The organism is Proteiniborus sp. MB09-C3 (assembly GCF_030263895.1).
Lineage (GTDB): Bacteria > Bacillota > Clostridia > Tissierellales > Proteiniboraceae > Proteiniborus.
Window position 1 is genome coordinate 1833652 of record NZ_CP127161.1, and the last position, 15769, is coordinate 1849420.

A 15769-nucleotide genomic window follows, 5' to 3' on the forward strand; every position below is an offset into this window, starting at 1 on the left:
TAGCTCCTTTCTCATTCGCCGCCGTACAGGTCGTGGTTGACAAGGGCGGTATAGTAGCTGTCAATGGTGGTCGGGGCGTTAAACAAAACCGCCCGTAGATACTGCTTGATATTGCGGATTTTGGTGGTGTTCTCCCGCATACAATCAAAGACAAATTGAATATGGCTGCTGTTCAGCTTCAAAAACTTAGATTTCACAAGCTCGGCGGGGTAATCGTCCCCGGCAATGCGGATTGTCTTTCTTGCTGTGCATATGGTTTCAAGCATGAGGTCAACAATTTCATTCAGACGGTCGTTGTCGATATGGGGGTCTTGCAGAAGATAGTCGTACTCGATATTGTCCTGTATGATTTCCCGGTATATTTCAATCGCGCTTTGGGTGGACGCTTCCTTTCCGTTCCTTTCCTCATAAGGCAAGGGGTTTAGGGAATGGATAGGAATGGAATCGGTACTTGATAAATCCGTATTTGATTTATCTTTTTTTGGTAGGTCAGTTCTTTGTATCTCTTTATTTAATTGCGTTGGATTTTCCAACGTAGGGTTATCCTGCGTAGGTTTTTCCAGTGTTGGATTATCCAATATTGGATTTTCCAATGTAGGTAAATCCGATATAGGCGGCTGCGGCTGCTCGTAAATCACATAGTCCGCGCCCCGCAAGCGTCCTTTTTCGTCGCGCTCCCTTGACCGCATGATATATCCGGCGCGTTCAAGTTCCCGCACCGCTTCGCGTATCGCGTCAATTTTTTCCCGGTTGATATGGGACAGCCCCGCAAGGGTATAGTCCCAATCCTCCGGCAGGGATAGCATTTGAGATAGCAGCCCCTTTGCTTTCAGGGTTAAATCCTTATTTCGCAGGTGGTGATTGCTCATAACGGTATAACCCTTGTTGCGTTCTACTCGGAAAACTGCCATAGCTTCATCAACTCCTTTGCTGTGGATTCTGTTACGCAGTTAAAGAGCGATTTTGAGGGAAAAGGCATATTCCCCTTGCCGCGCCAGAAACACGCCCGCAAAGCTGCGTAAATCAAGGCTTTTTCTGCTCCTACTGCGTAACATGAGGGCATAAAAAAACGACGTTCCTATCTTCCCAAAAGGGAATTAGTAAACGCCGCCGCAACACTTAAAAACGCCAATTCAAGGGTTGTCCTCCTTGCAATCGGCGTTTTAGGTGTGATTATAGATATGTTTAATTGTCTTTAGATTTTTTGAAAACCCTGTATTCATGCGGTTTTCCGTGGTTGTCATTAAATACACGGTGCGGTAGGTCCAGTAGGTCCAGTAGGGCCAGTAGGGCCGGTATCACCAGTAGGTCCAGTAGCACCAGTAGCACCGGTAGCACCAGTAGCACCAGTAAGGCCAGTAACACCAGTAGCACCAGTAGGTCCAGTAGCACCGGCAGGACCAGTAGCACCAACAGGGCCTATTGCTCCGTCAGTTCCAGTAGGACCAGTAGGGCCTATAGTACCAAGGGGACCAGTGAGGCCAGTAGCACCAGTAGCACCAGTAGGGCCAGTAGCTCCCATAGCACCAGTAGGACCAGTAACTCCCTCAGCAGGACCAGTAGGGCCAGTGGCTCCGGTAGCACCAGTAACACCAAGAATAACAGGTGCACTCAAAGCATTTCCTGCTTTTATTCCTAGAAACATTTGATTACTTGAAATAGTACTGAGCATTTCTTGAACGCTTTCATTTGTAGTTAATACATCGCTAATAGTTGCAGGTCCTCCAGTCATTCCTGGAATTGTCCCTAAAACAAATTGAATTTTTTCTCCTTCTGAATTAATTATATGACTTAATCCGAGCTCTTCCATTGCAATTGAAGATAAAATTAAGTTGATTGCCTCATCCCTTGTTATAGATGGACTAAGGCTTGGAAAACTAGGCTGTGACATGTTTTATAGCCTCCTTTCAATACAATTATCAGGTATCTCTAACTTAAACGAGTAATCATTAGAGAAGCGCCTGCTGCACCGCCTAGTAAAATAGCATTTCCTGCTAAACCAAATAATTGAAGCGTAATGGTTTGCCCAGCCGTAAGGTCTATTAAAATTTCATTTGAAAAATTAGATAAACTTAGTAGAGGCGCTACTGTAGAAGCAGTATTTGGTGTTCCATTTATAAGAAGTCTTGTGCTCATGGCTAGTGCAAGAGTAGTATTAACATAATAGGAAATTCTGTAACGTCCTGCTGTGTTTACGGTAAACACTGTGTTAGTGCCATCTACAGTTATATCAGGAGGTAGTATTTGGTTATCAGGTAGAGGAACTGCTGTTCCACCAACGACAACTGCAATAGTTGGTCCACTTGTGTTTGCCGCAAAAGCAGTGGTAGCAGTCACATTGGAACCAGTAGCACCAGTAGCACCAGTAGCACCTGTTGGTCCAGTAGGTCCAGTAGGTCCAGTAGGCCCTGTATCACCTGTTGGCCCTGTTGGTCCAGTAGGTCCTGTAGCTCCTGTAGCTCCTACAGAACCAGTAGCACCGGTAGCACCAGTAGCACCAGTAGCGCCAGTAGCACCTGTGCTGCCAGTAGGGCCAGTATCTCCAATTGGCCCTATAGGTCCAGTGGCACCGGTGGCACCAGTAGCACCAGTAGGTCCAGTGGCACCAGTGGCTCCAGCAGGACCAATTGCACCAGTAGCGCCTATAGCACCAGTAGGGCCAGTAGGTCCAGTAGCACCAGTAGCACCAGTAGGTCCACCTGCTGGTCCAGTAGGGCCAGTAGCTCCTGTTGCACCAGTTGGACCTTGCATAGTTGAAGAATTCAAGATATTTTGCATTTTACTATTGAGCAAAAGCTGATTTTGTATTGCACTTTCTAGTACTGAACGAACACTATCATTTGCATCAAGGACATCACTAATTGTTGCGGGGGGACTAGTGACACCAGGAATAGTGCCCATCACATACTGTAATTTTTCACCTTCTGCGTTCATTATATGACTTAAACCAAGTTCTTCCATTGCTATTGATGTGAGCAATAGATTTATAGCCTCCTCCCTTGTGATTGGAGGGCTAATGGCAGGAATAGTAGGTTGAGACATAAGGTTAAAACCTCCTTAAACAGATATATTGAAATATAATCTTTTTGCTATATTATACTTACAAGTCATAAAATTGTTACAATTATAGAAATATTCTATGAATCCACATCAGGTTTTCTCATCCTTAACTTAGCTTCCTCATAATCAGGATATAAAGCTAGGGATTGTCTATAAGCTTTTCGTGCCTTTACAGGGTTATCTAGACCTTCGTAGCATCTCCCTATTAGATACCATGATTGATAGCTTCCATTGCCTGTTTTTGTAAGAAAAAGAGGATTATGCTCTTCTCCTAATTTAATGCAATGATAAAATACTGATATGGCTTCCTCATATTTTTTCTGGGCCATAAATATTATTCCCTTGTAAAAATGAAGGTCAACATACTTGGGATACATGGTAATTGCTTTCTCTATACCGGGCCACGCTCCATCAAAGCTTCCGAGAGTAATCAATATATCATATTTTAATTTATATAATAGGGCAGGAGGAAGTTGTTTTTTTTCAATAAACCTTTTGATAGATAGATTCACTAGATCAAAAGCCTTTTCATAGCATTCTTCACGATAGTATTCACTTGCAATATGGTAGTCAATCCAAGGACTATAATCAGAAGCTTCTTTTTCTTTTTGAAGTAAACTAAGGTTGCGTACAGATTTGTTTTTATCTTCTACAACAGAATCCATATAGCCATAATGATGGATTTTGGCAAAGCTCATTATTTCTGGACTGTTTAAATCAGAAATGTCCACAATGTTCAAATGCTCGTGTATATTACCTACAAATTTAAAGCCCTTATGGTTTCTAAAAAGCCTATGACTGGCATAAAGGTAAGCTTTATTAGAATCAGGTGGAAAATTGCCATAATAATTAATTGTAGGAATCAAAACTACGTTATTTTTTGTCTGCTGCAATACATTATGAAATCGGTTTATGTCTTCAATATATAATTCTTCATCTGCATCGATATATAGAATCCAATCTCCATTTACCTTGCTCAGACCAAAATTACGAGCATCTGCAAAGCTATCATTCCAATCATAGTCATATAACTTAACTGGGAAACTCGTACAAATTTCTTTTGTTTTATCCGTGGAGCCTGTATCTACAATGACGATTTCATCAACAATGTCTATTACACTGTTGAGACATCTTTCTAACCATTTTTCTTCGTTTTTTACAATCATAGATAGTGATATGGACAATCTTTTTTCCAATAGTATAATCCTCCTTAAACATAATAAGGATATTTCTCATAATGTACATTTTATGCTATATCTCTACTAAAGGTTCGGACTTAAATATATTAAATCAAGAGATTTATTATTATGGAAAAGCCCATATTTTGTATCTTAGGAATATCTATAGAAGTATAAAACTTTTATTGAGGTGAAATTTGTGAATACTATTAGTCTTTGCATGATAGTAAAAGATGAAGAAAAGGTACTTGAAAGATGTCTAAACTCAGTTTTAGAGCTAGTGGATGAGATTATTATTGTAGATACAGGCTCTAGAGATAATACTAAGAGTATAGCTAAAAAATATACTGATAAAATCTTTGATTTTCAATGGATTGATGATTTTTCTAGGGCACGTAATTTTTCTTTTAGTAAAGCAACAATGGATTATATATTTTGGCTAGATGCAGATGATGTTTTAGAGGAAGAAGATAGAGTAAAATTTTTAAAATTAAAAGAAGAATTAGATAATACAGTTGATTCTGTAACTATGAAATATAATTTAGCCTTTGATGAGGAAGGAAATTTAACTTTTAGTTTGCGAAGAAATAGATTGGTGAAAAGAACTAATGATTTCAAATGGATTGGAGTTGTTCATGAATATCTTCAAGTATGGGGGAATGTCCAGCATAGTAATGTAGCTGTTACTCATAAAAGTATTCACAAAAGTGGAGATAGAAATCTAAAGATATATGAGAAGAGACTTGAAAGAGGGGAGGAGTTCTCACCTAGAGATTTGTATTACTTTGGAAATGAACTATTAGATCATAAGTTTTATGAGCGTGCAGCTGTATTCTATAAAAAGTTTCTGTCAGATGGTAAGGGTTGGGTAGAAGATAATATTGCTTGTTGCAGAAAATTAGCATATTGCTATCAGTATATGAATGATTCAGAAAGCGAAATACAGGCTATACTGCGTTCCTTCCGTTATTCAAGCCCTCGATCAGAATTTTGCTGCTGGTTAGGTAGCTATTTTTTAGAAAAACAGGATATTATGTCGGCTATTTTCTGGTATCGTTTGGCAATTCAACAAAAACCAGATGATACTTTTATAAATTTTTACAACCCAGCCTTTTCCACATGGCTGCCTCATCTACAGCTTTGTGTCTGTTATGATAAAATTGGTGCAGATAAGCTAGCTTATCTGCACAATGAGGTAGCACTGCAATACAAGCCTAATGATTTAAATATACTGAAAAACCAAGCTTATTTTTATTCTATTCTTGGTAAAGAGATAATAGATGAATTAATGTCTCAAATTAAAGGTTAAAATTCCACAAAAAATATACTTTTAACCGAATAAAAAAATTCCTCCAAACAAGAAATACGAAGGTGCTATTTGGAGGAATTTTTAAAACTATTTAATGTAATTTGTTGAGATTTTATTAGCAGGAATATCCCTTTCAACTAACTTTTCTGTTGGATATCCAAGTGTAATAGCAGAAGTTGGATTGTAACCTTCTGGTATTCCTAATTCTTGCTTTAAGCTATCGTTAATTGCGCCTGCTCTTATAAATCCAAGTAGATAAACACTGCCAAGTCCAATATCAGTTGCTGCAAGGTGCATGTTTTCGACAATACAAGCAGCATTTGCATATGTAGTACCGATTTTGGAAGCATCCTTTAATTTAGTAGACACAATAACAATAGTTGGTGCCCCATAGAATGGATTAGCATCTGGATTTTTAGAGACTTCTGCTGTAGATTTTACGATTCTATTTAATAAATCAGAATTTTGTACAACAGTAAGATGAACATCCTCATATAATCCATTTCCAACAGGTGCTGCATAAGCTGCGTATAATACTTTGTCTAGCTCTTCACTTGTAATTTGTTCTGGTTTGTAGCTTCTTGTTGATCTTCTCATTTTTATAGTCTTAGTAAATTCCATATAAATCACTCCTTTAATATATATTATACATTTTTAATAAAAAAATTAAAGTATATACATAAGTAGGAAATACAAATTTCCCTCTGCCATCGTACATGTGACAGAGGGAATATTGTGTCTAATCCAAGTTCAACTTATTTTCAAAAATATGATTAGTTGCTGTATAAAAGGCTATACAAGTTAATGAAATAATTAGAATGATAACAGGAAAGATTTGAGGAATTATGTTTGTGAAGTCTATATTTCCAGATAGAATAAAGCTTAGGATAACTAGTACAATTATCATAATCAGCTGTATAGCGTTATAAATAACAGCGTAAGATACAAAAGATGCGATAATCTTATGTTTACTAAATAACTGTCCTATTGCAATAGAAGTATAAACCATTAGTATATTTGAAATAAAACCTACAAGTATCAATAGAATCAGTTCAAAAAGTAACAGTGACCATTTTCCACCGAAGGCAACATTTAATTCTGCAAAAGCATTTTGTATTTCTGCTATTATTAGACTCATATTATTTGAGGTAATAAAGGCTATATATAGTGATGACAATATAATTATTATACTAACAAATGTCCAAAATAGCGTAACTATAAGCTTAGATATAATCAATTGATGAGTATTCACTGGTAAAGTAAACATCAAGTATCCTTCGTCGCTTAGAAGATTTTTATAAAATCGAGTTATCATAAATAATATTGTTGTGATCAATATTACAACAATAATCAAAATCTGAGTAGTTGCAAGAAATCCAGCAAAAATTTTAAAGATTGTTCCCTCAATACTTGTTTGAAATATAAAGCGATTTATTGTTGATATAAATAATAAAACTAAATATAAAGGTACCAATAATCTTGAAGTTGCATTTAACTCATGCTTCATCAATTTTCCTAGCATTTGAACACCTCCCTAAATAGTGAATCAATTGATTTGTTTTCCTTTATCCTCACATCATCCACAGAAGAATGAAGAGTGACAGTTCCGTCTTTAATGAAAATAACTTCATCTAATACCTTCTCAATATCCGCAATAAGGTGTGTAGATATTAATATGGTTGAGTTTTCTCTATAGTTGTTAATAATAGTATTTAGTATATAATCTCTTGATGCAGGATCGACTCCACCTATAGGCTCATCAAGACAGTATAGATCTGCTTTACGGCTCATAACCAAAATTAATTGAACCTTTTCCTTTGTACCCTTTGACAAGGTCTTTAGCTGCTTATTTGGATTAATCTTAAGATCTATCAGCATCTCATAGGCTTTTTTAGAATCAAAATCTTGATAAAAGTCTTGAAAAAATTCAATGACCTGAGTAACCTGCATCCAGTCTGCTAAGTAGGTTTTTTCGGGTAAATAAGAAACGATTTTTTTAGTTTCAACCCCTGGATTGTTACCTGAAATACTAATTGTTCCACTATCAGGTACTAGAAGACCATTAATCAATTTAAGCAAAGTAGTTTTTCCACTTCCATTTGGTCCTAAAAGTCCGATAATACGACCTCTTTCTAATGTTAAATTTACATCAGAGAGGGCAGTAAATCCTGAATATCTTTTTGTTAATGATTTGCACTCTATAATAGGATTCATTTTTTCATCTCCTCTAATATTTTTGTTATACTTTCAAGAATCTCTTCTTCCTTATAGCCAATCTGCTTCATTTTTTCTATAAAATCTAGAATTATATTTTTAGCAGATTGCTTCTTTAATTTCTTAATAATTTCCGCATCTGAAGTTATATATCTGCCACTAGTTCGATTAGTAAAAACCAATCCAGTTTGCTCTAATTCAGCCAATGCCCTTTGCATGGTATTAGGATTGACTCCAGCTTCAGCCGCTAATTCTCGAACTGAAGGCAGCTTATCTCCAAGATTAAAATGACCTGAAATAATACCTGCCTGTATCTGCTCAATTAACTGAATGTAAACTGGTCGTTCAGAGTCAATATTCCATTGCATTCCATCACTCCTATTGTACTATTGTATTAAGCGCTTAATACAATAGTACAATATATTTTTATAAATTGCAATAGGAAATTTATAAAAATTAAGAATTTGTTTTATATTTGGAGAAGATAAGGTTTTATTAAAGTATAGTGAAGTATTCAATGTAAACCATAAGCTTATTATTGAAAGAAATAATTCTATTGCGTTAGAATATCATTTTATGATTGACTTTTCTTAAAGATAGAACAATAATGGTAGTATGGACATTAGCTTCGATATTTTTTTAATAAGCAAATATCTTTCTAATAGTCTTATGCTATAAATCCATAAGTTAGGGTAAAAAATATTTTGAGTGTGAGGAGAGATAGTATGGACAGAATATTTAAGAAGCCATCAAGAAAGGGTATAGTAACCTTATTGTTATTAGTAATGATGACTTTAACCACAGTTATGCCAGTTTGGGCTGAAGAAATACAAGCTCCTGATATTAGCCAATGGGCTATAGGAGACTTAAATGAGGGAGAAAGATATGGCATCTATCCTATAGAATGGTACTATGATAGCTTTAGAACCGAAATTTCTCAAGAAAGATTAGAGATTTTGTTAGAAAATACTTCTAATAAAATAGAAGTATTAGAATTAAACAAGAAAGCAGATTTTGTGCCAGACTCACATAATGGAGCTAGTACAAGAGGAGATGTCATAACAAGGCTGTATAACATCTTAGCTCAATATGAGTTAGCTGGAGGAGAATCACCGGTTGACTATATGCAAGAACGAAAAATACTCGTAGGAACTACTAAAGGATTAGAACTAGATCAAATCTGTACTACAGAACAAGCTGTAATATTTGCAACTAGATTAATTCAAGATACATATAATCAATTACAAGCAGGATCAAAAGGACTCGCTTGGAAAGTAGAACATAATGACAATACCATATATTTCTTAGGCTCAATCCACGTAGGCAGTAGTGAGATTTATCCATTGAATCAAAGACTAAAACAAGCATTTAATGAATCTGATGCATTGATTGTAGAAGCTAATTTGTTTGATCAACAAGGTGGAATGGATTATTATATGGAAAAAGCTATATATCAAGATGGCACTACGCTAAAAGATAATTTAAGCGAAGAAACTTATCAAAAATTACAAGTCATATTTGGAAAATATGGATTACCAGAAGAAGAGTACAACCAGCTTAAACCTTGGAGTATAGCAAACAACTTAACTGTTATTTCTATGACTAATTCAGATAACCTTCAACAGGGAGCTCAATCAGCTAATTTAGGAATAGATATATATTTCCTTTCAAATGCATTGTTAGCTCAGAAGCCAATTATTGAACTAGAAGGCATGAAATATCAAACAGATTTGTTTGATGGATTATCTGCTGAATTTCAAGAGGTTTATTTGAATAGTATAATAGATAGTATTTTAGAACCTAAAACTGAAGAAACTATTGACTCTGCAAAATTATTAGAGGAATGGTTAATTCAATGGAAAAATGGAGATATTGAAGGATTTACCAACAGCTATGGTAATACCACAGAGGAATCTGAAGAAAATGAGCTCACTAAAATGTTATTCGGGCAGAGAGATAAGGATATGGCTGAAAAAATAATCGAGCTTTTAGAATCAGAAGGAGAAGGTACATATTTTGTTGTTGTAGGAGCAGGTCATTTAGCACAAGAAAATACAGTATTTCAACAATTAATTGAAAAAGGCTATAATGTTGAAATATTACAATAAGCAATAAAAAAATCACCTATCATTTATTAAGGTAAATGGTAGGTGATTTTTTTATTTATAAAATAGAATATAAATACTCATACTGTAAAAAAGAGAAATATTAAATATATATAATAACTAAAGCACTTTTACATATAATAAGTAAAATTGAGTATAAAAGTTTATAATACATTATTTTAAATCCACTTAACTCACGAGGAGATGAAAGTATGAAAAAACAAGAGAAAAAGAAAAGAAGACTTCAGTTTCCGACAGCTTTTACAGTACTATTTATTATTCTAATACTGGCTGCTGTACTAACTTATATAGTTCCAGCAGGGCTCTATTCAAAATTATCCTATGATTCAGAGCCGAATATATTTTTAGTAGAAAATCATCTGGGAGAAGTTACTACTTTTCCAGCTACACAGGAAACACTAGAGAATTTAAATATAAAGATGAATATTAGCAAGTTTGTAGATGGCAGCATTAAAAAACCTATTGCTATTCCGGGTACCTATCAAAGAATTGAGCAATCACCTCAAGGATTGTTATCAGTTATAATGTCACCTATCCAAGGAATAATGGATACTGTCGATATTATGGTTTTCGTATTGATACTGGGAGGAATTATTGGCTTAATCAATAAAACAGGCACATTTGACGCAGGAATTGCAGCACTATCAAAGAGAACTAAAGGGAAGGAGTTCTTATTAGTAGTCTTTGTTTCTTTGTTGATAGCAATAGGTGGTACTACCTTTGGATTAGCTGAGGAGACCATTGCCTTATATCCCATACTAATGCCCATATTTCTAGCAAGTGGATATGATGCTATAGTCTGTATTGCAGCTATATATATGGGTTCTTCTATTGGCAGCATGTTTTCAACTGTAAATCCTTTTTCGGTAGTTATTGCTTCAGATGCTGCTGGAATATCATTTAATGAAGGACTTGCATTTCGTGGAATAAGCCTTGTACTGGCTATGATAATAACACTTATATATATTTATCGTTATGCAAGAAAAATAAAAAATGACCCACAAAGTTCTCTGATTTACGAAGATAAAGAAAAAATAGAAGAAAAGTTCTTAAAGCATTATGATCCCGAAAATGTAGTTCCATTCAATTGGAGAAGAATTCTAATGCTTGTCGTATTTTTAGGTGCATTTCCAGTTATGATTTGGGGAGTATCCACAGGGGTTTGGTGGTTCCCAGAAATGTCAGGCTTATTTTTAACAGTGACGTTCATAATTGCATTTTTATCAGGATTTTCTGAAAAAGAAGCCGTTAATACATTTATAGAAGGTGCAGCAGATTTAATAGGTGTTGTACTTATCATTGGTGTTGCAAGGGCAATCAATATAGTAATGGACAACGGGGTGATTTCTGATACATTACTTAACTATACATCATCAATTATCGGGAATATGAATAGAGGCGTTTTTTCAGCAGTTCAGATGGTGCTATTTAGCTTCTTAGGTTTTTTTGTACCATCTTCATCAGGACTTGCAACGCTATCTATGCCTATAATGGCACCATTGGCAGATACGGTGGGGTTATCAAGAGCTGTTGTAGTTACTGCATATAACTGGGGTCAAGGCTGGATGGCATTCATCACTCCAACAGGGCTAATATTGGCGACCCTTGAAATGGTGGATGTAACCTATAATAAATGGTTAAAATTCATACTTCCGCTAATGGGTATAATTGGAGTTTTCTCTATTATAATGCTTGTACTTCAAACAATGTTATAAAAGATAATATATTGTACACTATCTGATATAATTAATATTAGCTACTAAAATCGAGAATGGAGGGAATTTATGATTAAATTAGAAGATTTAGAGCCGAGAAGAGTTTTTTATTACTTTGAGCAAATATCCAAAATACCGAGATGCTCCTATGGTGAAAAAAATATTAGTAATTATATAAAAAATGTAGGAGAAAAATTAGGGCTTGAGACGATTCAGGATGATGTGCTTAATGTTATAATCAGAAAGCCTGCTACATCAGGATATGAAAATTCTGAGGGAGTTATCATACAGGGACATATGGATATGGTATGTGAAAAAGAAGATGACAGCAGCCATGACTTTAGCAAAGATCCTATTAAATTAATAATAGATGGTGACTATATACATGCAGATAAAACTACATTAGGGGCAGATAATGGAATTGCAGTAGCAATGGGTTTAGCCATACTTGAAGATAACTCCCTAGAACATCCCAGTATAGAATTGCTTGTTACATCGTCTGAGGAAACTGAGATGGACGGGGCTCTCGGGTTATCGGAAAATATTTTAAAGGGTACTAGATTACTCAATATAGATTCAGAAGAAGAAGGCGTACTTATATCTGGTTCTGCTGGGGGAGAATTAATTGAAGCAAGAATACCAGTTGAATATGAAGAAGTTACTGATTATATTGAAATAGACATAACAGTACGAGGTTTAATGGGAGGACATTCTGGTGGGGAAATCCATAAGCCTAGAGGTAATTCCAATAAGATTTTAAATGATATGTTAAAAAAAATAGCAGAGACTATAGATATAAGGCTGGTATCTATTACAGGTGGAACGAAGGATAATGCAATACCAAGGCAAGCTACAGCTAGGATTGCAGTAGAATCAGAAAAATTATCTGAATTTAATAATAAAATCGAGGAAATAAAAAATAGGATTGTAGCTACATATAAGACAGAAGAGCCAGATATAGACATAATCATAACTAAAGGTGGATTAGTATCAAAAGCCTTAAGCAAGAGCGTTCTTGATTCCACAAATTTACTTCTTGATTCTATTCCAACGGGAGTATTCACATGGCTGCCTCAAAATAAAGAGATAGTTGAAAGCTCTAGTAACCTAGCCATAATTAAAACAGAAAAGGATAAAATAATCATCCAAGTATCCATTAGAAGCTCAGTTGAAAATGTATTATTGGAGCTACGTAAAAATATTATAGAAAAAACAAATGAAGCTAATGCTGAATACAGTATTAGTGGTAATTATCCAGAATGGGAGTACAATTCTAAGTCAAAATTAAGGGATACAGCATTAGCTTTATATAAAGAGATGTTTGAGAAGGAAATGATATCAACAGTTATTCATGCTGGACTAGAATGTGGAGTATTTGCAAAGAAATATCCTAAGTTAGATATCATATCATTTGGACCTAATATGTATGATGTTCATATACCTAAGGAAAGTCTTAGTATCTCATCTACTAAGAGAGTATATGAATACTTAATTGAGCTGTTGAAGAGACTAAGATAGTAATATGCCTCCATAGATTAATACCAGACTTATATGCGGCGAGTGATATATTTATGACACTTGTCGCATATTTTATTCTCTGGATATTTTGCCAATGGTGATTTTAAGAAGTAACATGATATTTCCAAATTATATATTGACCACTTTATATATAAACTATATTATATATATATAATAAATAATATAATTCATGGAGGAAAGACATGGATGTATCTGATTTTAGAAATATTATTATGGATTATACAAGGCAAATTACAGATAGTTTAGGAAATATTCTTAGTCCATTATGCGATCAATATGGATTAACAATGCTGCAATTAAGAATTCTTATGGAATTATATCAGTATGGCTCTCACACAGTAGGAAGCTTAGCAAATAATATGAAGGTTGCAGGAGCCAATATATCTCCTATGTGTAAAAGACTTGAGAGTAAGAGGCTCTTAGAACGTATCAGAGATCAAGAGGATGAGAGGGTAGTAAAGATTGCTCTCACAAAAATGGGAAAAGATATGGTATTGGAAATAGATAAAGAATTAAATGAAAAGTTTTCACAGCAAATAAATAATGAGACAGAAGAAGCTTTTGAAGATATTATTTTAGGATTAGAAAAGCTAAATACATTGCTGCAAAAAATCAATCAAACTGAAAATAAGTAAATATTATTAGCGAAGGAGATTATCATATGAAAGAACAAAAAAACCCTAAGAAGCCAATTATTTATTATTATGTTATTGCAATTACTATTGTAATGCTACTAAACGCTTTTGTATTTCCTCATATATTAAAAAGACAGATTATTGAGGTGGATTATGGAACATTCTTAACCCAAATTGAAGCTGGAAAGGTAAAAACTGTAGAAGTAGGAGATAATCAAATTGCTTTTGTAGCCATTGATGAGAAAGGAAAAGAAAAAGTATACATTACTGGCCGTATGGATGACTCAGAGCTAGCTAATCGTCTTTATGATGCAAAAGTTAAGTTTTCTAAGGTTATACCAAAAGAAACTTCGCCACTACTGAATTGGATAATTTCAGCAGCTATTTTTATAGGAATTGGTCAGATTTTTGCTTACTCAATGCGAAAGAAAATGGGTGGAAATGCAATGACCTTTGGGAAAAGCAATGCAAAGGTTTATGTTGAGGCACAAACAGGTAAAACCTTTTCTGATGTTGCAGGACAGGATGAAGCTAAAGAAGCTTTAACGGAGATTGTAGATTTTCTTCATAATCCTGAAAAATACAAGAAAATAGGTGCTATTATGCCAAAGGGAGCTTTACTAGTAGGACCTCCTGGAACTGGTAAAACACTTCTTGCAAAGGCTGTTGCAGGAGAGGCAAAGGTTCCTTTTTTCTCAATCTCTGGCTCAGAATTCGTTGAGATGTTTGTAGGTATGGGAGCAGCAAGAGTGCGTGACCTTTTTAGTCAAGCTCAAAAGAAAGCTCCATGTATTGTGTTTATTGATGAGATTGATACTATCGGGAAAAAACGAGATAGTGGCAGCCTAGGTGGCAATGATGAGAGGGAGCAGACGTTAAACCAGCTATTGACTGAAATGGATGGGTTTAGTGGAGAAAAAGGAGTTGTAATACTTGCAGCAACTAACCGACCTGAGTCACTGGATAAGGCATTACTTCGTCCAGGAAGATTTGACCGTCGTATACCAGTGGAATTACCTGATTTAGCAGGACGTGAAGCAATTTTAAAGGTTCATGCTAAAAAAGTAAAGCTTGATAAAGATGTGGACTTAAATGCCATAGCAAGAGCAACTTCTGGAGCTTCAGGTGCAGAGCTTGCTAACATCATAAATGAAGGAGCCTTAAGGGCCGTAAAATGTGGGCGTATGCAAGTAGAGCAAAATGATTTAGAGGAATCAGTGGAAATTGTAATTGCTGGATATCAACGAAAGGGTGCTGTTATTTCACCAAAAGAAAAACAGATTATTGCATATCATGAAATTGGACATGCCATTGTTGCAGCAAAGCAGACTGAATCTGCCCCTGTTCATAAGATTACAATAATTCCAAGAACATCAGGTGCCCTTGGTTATACGATGCAAGTATCTGAGGGAGAAAATGTGTTAATGACTAGAGATGAAGCCTTTAATAAAATTACTACTTTTACTGGTGGACGTGCTGCTGAGGAATTGGTTTTTAATATTTCTACTTCAGGTGCTTCTAATGATATAGAGCAGGCAACTAAACTTGCACGTGCTATGGTGACTAGAATGGGCATGAGTAGAAACTTTGATATGATGGCTCTAGAAACTGTCTCTAATCAATATCTTGGAGGAGACCATTCTTTATTATGCTCATCAGAAACTGCAACAAAGATTGATGAGGAAGTACTTGAAATAATTAAAAAAGCGCATGAAAAGGCCATTAACATATTAAAGGATAATATTGACAAGCTTCATGAGCTATCTTTGTACCTTCTTGAAAAAGAAACTATAACTGGCGATGATTTTATGAGTATATTGTCAAGATAGCTTGATAAAAGTGCAACCATTAGTGTTGCACTTTTTAAATACATTAGAGGTTTTTACTATATTTTGTTGAATTAACATATTGAAGCTGATAATATCTTATTGATAATCAAATTAAATCACATGATAGATTAAATTATTAGCAGTAAATTAGAATAGCTTATAGA

14 protein-coding genes are annotated in these 15769 nt (G+C 35.0%); 6 read left to right on the plus strand and 8 right to left on the minus strand.

Annotated features, from left to right (window positions below):
* Window positions 1-11: 11 nt before the first annotated feature.
* The 4 genes from QO263_RS08825 to QO263_RS08840 all read right to left on the minus strand — a co-directional run bounded on the left by QO263_RS08825 (window position 12) and on the right by QO263_RS08840 (window position 4256).
* Window positions 12-911, minus strand: coding sequence for a DUF6017 domain-containing protein (locus QO263_RS08825; RefSeq protein WP_285628952.1), 900 nt, complete (start codon window positions 909-911; stop codon window positions 12-14).
* Between the two features lie 332 nt (window positions 912-1243).
* Window positions 1244-1891 (minus strand): alpha-helical endospore appendage domain-containing protein, encoded by a 648-nt coding sequence (locus QO263_RS08830; protein WP_285628955.1) that lies wholly within the window; start codon window positions 1889-1891, stop codon window positions 1244-1246.
* Between the two features lie 38 nt (window positions 1892-1929).
* Window positions 1930-3042: a BclA C-terminal domain-containing protein gene (locus QO263_RS08835; RefSeq protein WP_285628958.1), complete on the minus strand. Its 1113-nt coding sequence runs from the start codon at window positions 3040-3042 to the stop codon at window positions 1930-1932.
* Between the two features lie 95 nt (window positions 3043-3137).
* Complete coding sequence (locus QO263_RS08840; protein WP_285628961.1) at window positions 3138-4256, minus strand: glycosyltransferase; 1119 nt, start codon at window positions 4254-4256, stop codon at window positions 3138-3140.
* A gap of 181 nt (window positions 4257-4437) precedes the next feature.
* Between QO263_RS08840 and QO263_RS08845 the strand changes: the two genes are divergently transcribed.
* Complete coding sequence (locus tag QO263_RS08845; protein WP_285628963.1) at window positions 4438-5547, plus strand: tetratricopeptide repeat-containing glycosyltransferase family 2 protein; 1110 nt, start codon at window positions 4438-4440, stop codon at window positions 5545-5547.
* Between the two features lie 87 nt (window positions 5548-5634).
* Here QO263_RS08845 and QO263_RS08850 read toward each other — a convergent pair whose 3' ends face one another.
* The 4 genes from QO263_RS08850 to QO263_RS08865 form a co-directional block, all read right to left on the minus strand.
* Window positions 5635-6168, minus strand: a complete 534-nt coding sequence (locus QO263_RS08850) for a nitroreductase family protein (protein ID WP_285628966.1) — start codon at window positions 6166-6168, stop codon at window positions 5635-5637.
* A 118-nt stretch (window positions 6169-6286) separates the two neighbouring features.
* Window positions 6287-7069, minus strand: coding sequence for a hypothetical protein (locus QO263_RS08855; RefSeq protein WP_285628969.1), 783 nt, complete (start codon window positions 7067-7069; stop codon window positions 6287-6289).
* Window positions 7063-7761 carry an ABC transporter ATP-binding protein gene (locus tag QO263_RS08860; RefSeq protein WP_285628972.1) on the minus strand — a complete coding sequence of 233 codons (699 nt, stop codon included), beginning with the start codon at window positions 7759-7761 and terminating at the stop codon, window positions 7063-7065. The genes QO263_RS08855 and QO263_RS08860 overlap by 7 nt, the downstream gene beginning before the upstream one ends.
* Complete coding sequence (locus tag QO263_RS08865) at window positions 7758-8129, minus strand: GntR family transcriptional regulator (protein WP_285628976.1); 372 nt, start codon at window positions 8127-8129, stop codon at window positions 7758-7760. Before QO263_RS08865 ends, QO263_RS08860 begins: the two co-directional genes overlap by 4 nt.
* A gap of 357 nt (window positions 8130-8486) precedes the next feature.
* Between QO263_RS08865 and QO263_RS08870 the strand changes: the two genes are divergently transcribed.
* The 5 genes from QO263_RS08870 (at window position 8487) to ftsH (ending at window position 15605) form a co-directional block, all read left to right on the plus strand.
* Window positions 8487-9869, plus strand: a complete 1383-nt coding sequence (locus QO263_RS08870; RefSeq protein ID WP_285628979.1) for a TraB/GumN family protein — start codon at window positions 8487-8489, stop codon at window positions 9867-9869.
* Window positions 9870-10078: 209 nt separating this feature from the next.
* Window positions 10079-11602: a YfcC family protein gene (locus QO263_RS08875; protein ID WP_285628982.1), complete on the plus strand. Its 1524-nt coding sequence runs from the start codon at window positions 10079-10081 to the stop codon at window positions 11600-11602.
* Window positions 11603-11671: 69 nt separating this feature from the next.
* On the plus strand, window positions 11672-13120 hold the full coding sequence (locus QO263_RS08880) for an aminoacyl-histidine dipeptidase (protein WP_285628985.1): 1449 nt from the start codon (window positions 11672-11674) through the stop codon (window positions 13118-13120).
* 203 nt (window positions 13121-13323) lie between these two features.
* Window positions 13324-13776: a MarR family winged helix-turn-helix transcriptional regulator gene (locus tag QO263_RS08885; protein ID WP_285628988.1), complete on the plus strand. Its 453-nt coding sequence runs from the start codon at window positions 13324-13326 to the stop codon at window positions 13774-13776.
* A gap of 26 nt (window positions 13777-13802) precedes the next feature.
* A complete protein-coding gene (ftsH, locus tag QO263_RS08890; RefSeq protein ID WP_285628991.1) occupies window positions 13803-15605 on the plus strand; it encodes an ATP-dependent zinc metalloprotease FtsH in 1803 nt (600 codons plus the stop codon).
* Window positions 15606-15769 lie beyond the last annotated feature (164 nt).

Excerpts from the sequence above, each read along its gene's own strand:
- QO263_RS08825 (WP_285628952.1), bottom strand. The coding sequence starts at position 911 with ATGGCAGTTTTCCGAGTAGAACGCAACAAGGGTTATACCGTTATGAGC.
- QO263_RS08830 (WP_285628955.1), bottom strand. The coding sequence starts at position 1,891 with ATGTCACAGCCTAGTTTTCCAAGCCTTAGTCCATCTATAACAAGGGAT.
- QO263_RS08835 (WP_285628958.1), bottom strand. The coding sequence starts at position 3,042 with ATGTCTCAACCTACTATTCCTGCCATTAGCCCTCCAATCACAAGGGAG.
- QO263_RS08850 (WP_285628966.1), bottom strand. The coding sequence starts at position 6,168 with ATGGAATTTACTAAGACTATAAAAATGAGAAGATCAACAAGAAGCTAC.
- QO263_RS08855 (WP_285628969.1), bottom strand. The coding sequence starts at position 7,069 with ATGCTAGGAAAATTGATGAAGCATGAGTTAAATGCAACTTCAAGATTA.
- QO263_RS08860 (WP_285628972.1), bottom strand. The coding sequence starts at position 7,761 with ATGAATCCTATTATAGAGTGCAAATCATTAACAAAAAGATATTCAGGA.
- QO263_RS08865 (WP_285628976.1), bottom strand. The coding sequence starts at position 8,129 with ATGCAATGGAATATTGACTCTGAACGACCAGTTTACATTCAGTTAATT.
- QO263_RS08870 (WP_285628979.1), top strand. The coding sequence starts at position 8,487 with ATGGACAGAATATTTAAGAAGCCATCAAGAAAGGGTATAGTAACCTTA.
- QO263_RS08875 (WP_285628982.1), top strand. The coding sequence starts at position 10,079 with ATGAAAAAACAAGAGAAAAAGAAAAGAAGACTTCAGTTTCCGACAGCT.
- QO263_RS08880 (WP_285628985.1), top strand. The coding sequence starts at position 11,672 with ATGATTAAATTAGAAGATTTAGAGCCGAGAAGAGTTTTTTATTACTTT.
- QO263_RS08885 (WP_285628988.1), top strand. The coding sequence starts at position 13,324 with ATGGATGTATCTGATTTTAGAAATATTATTATGGATTATACAAGGCAA.
- ftsH (WP_285628991.1), top strand. The coding sequence starts at position 13,803 with ATGAAAGAACAAAAAAACCCTAAGAAGCCAATTATTTATTATTATGTT.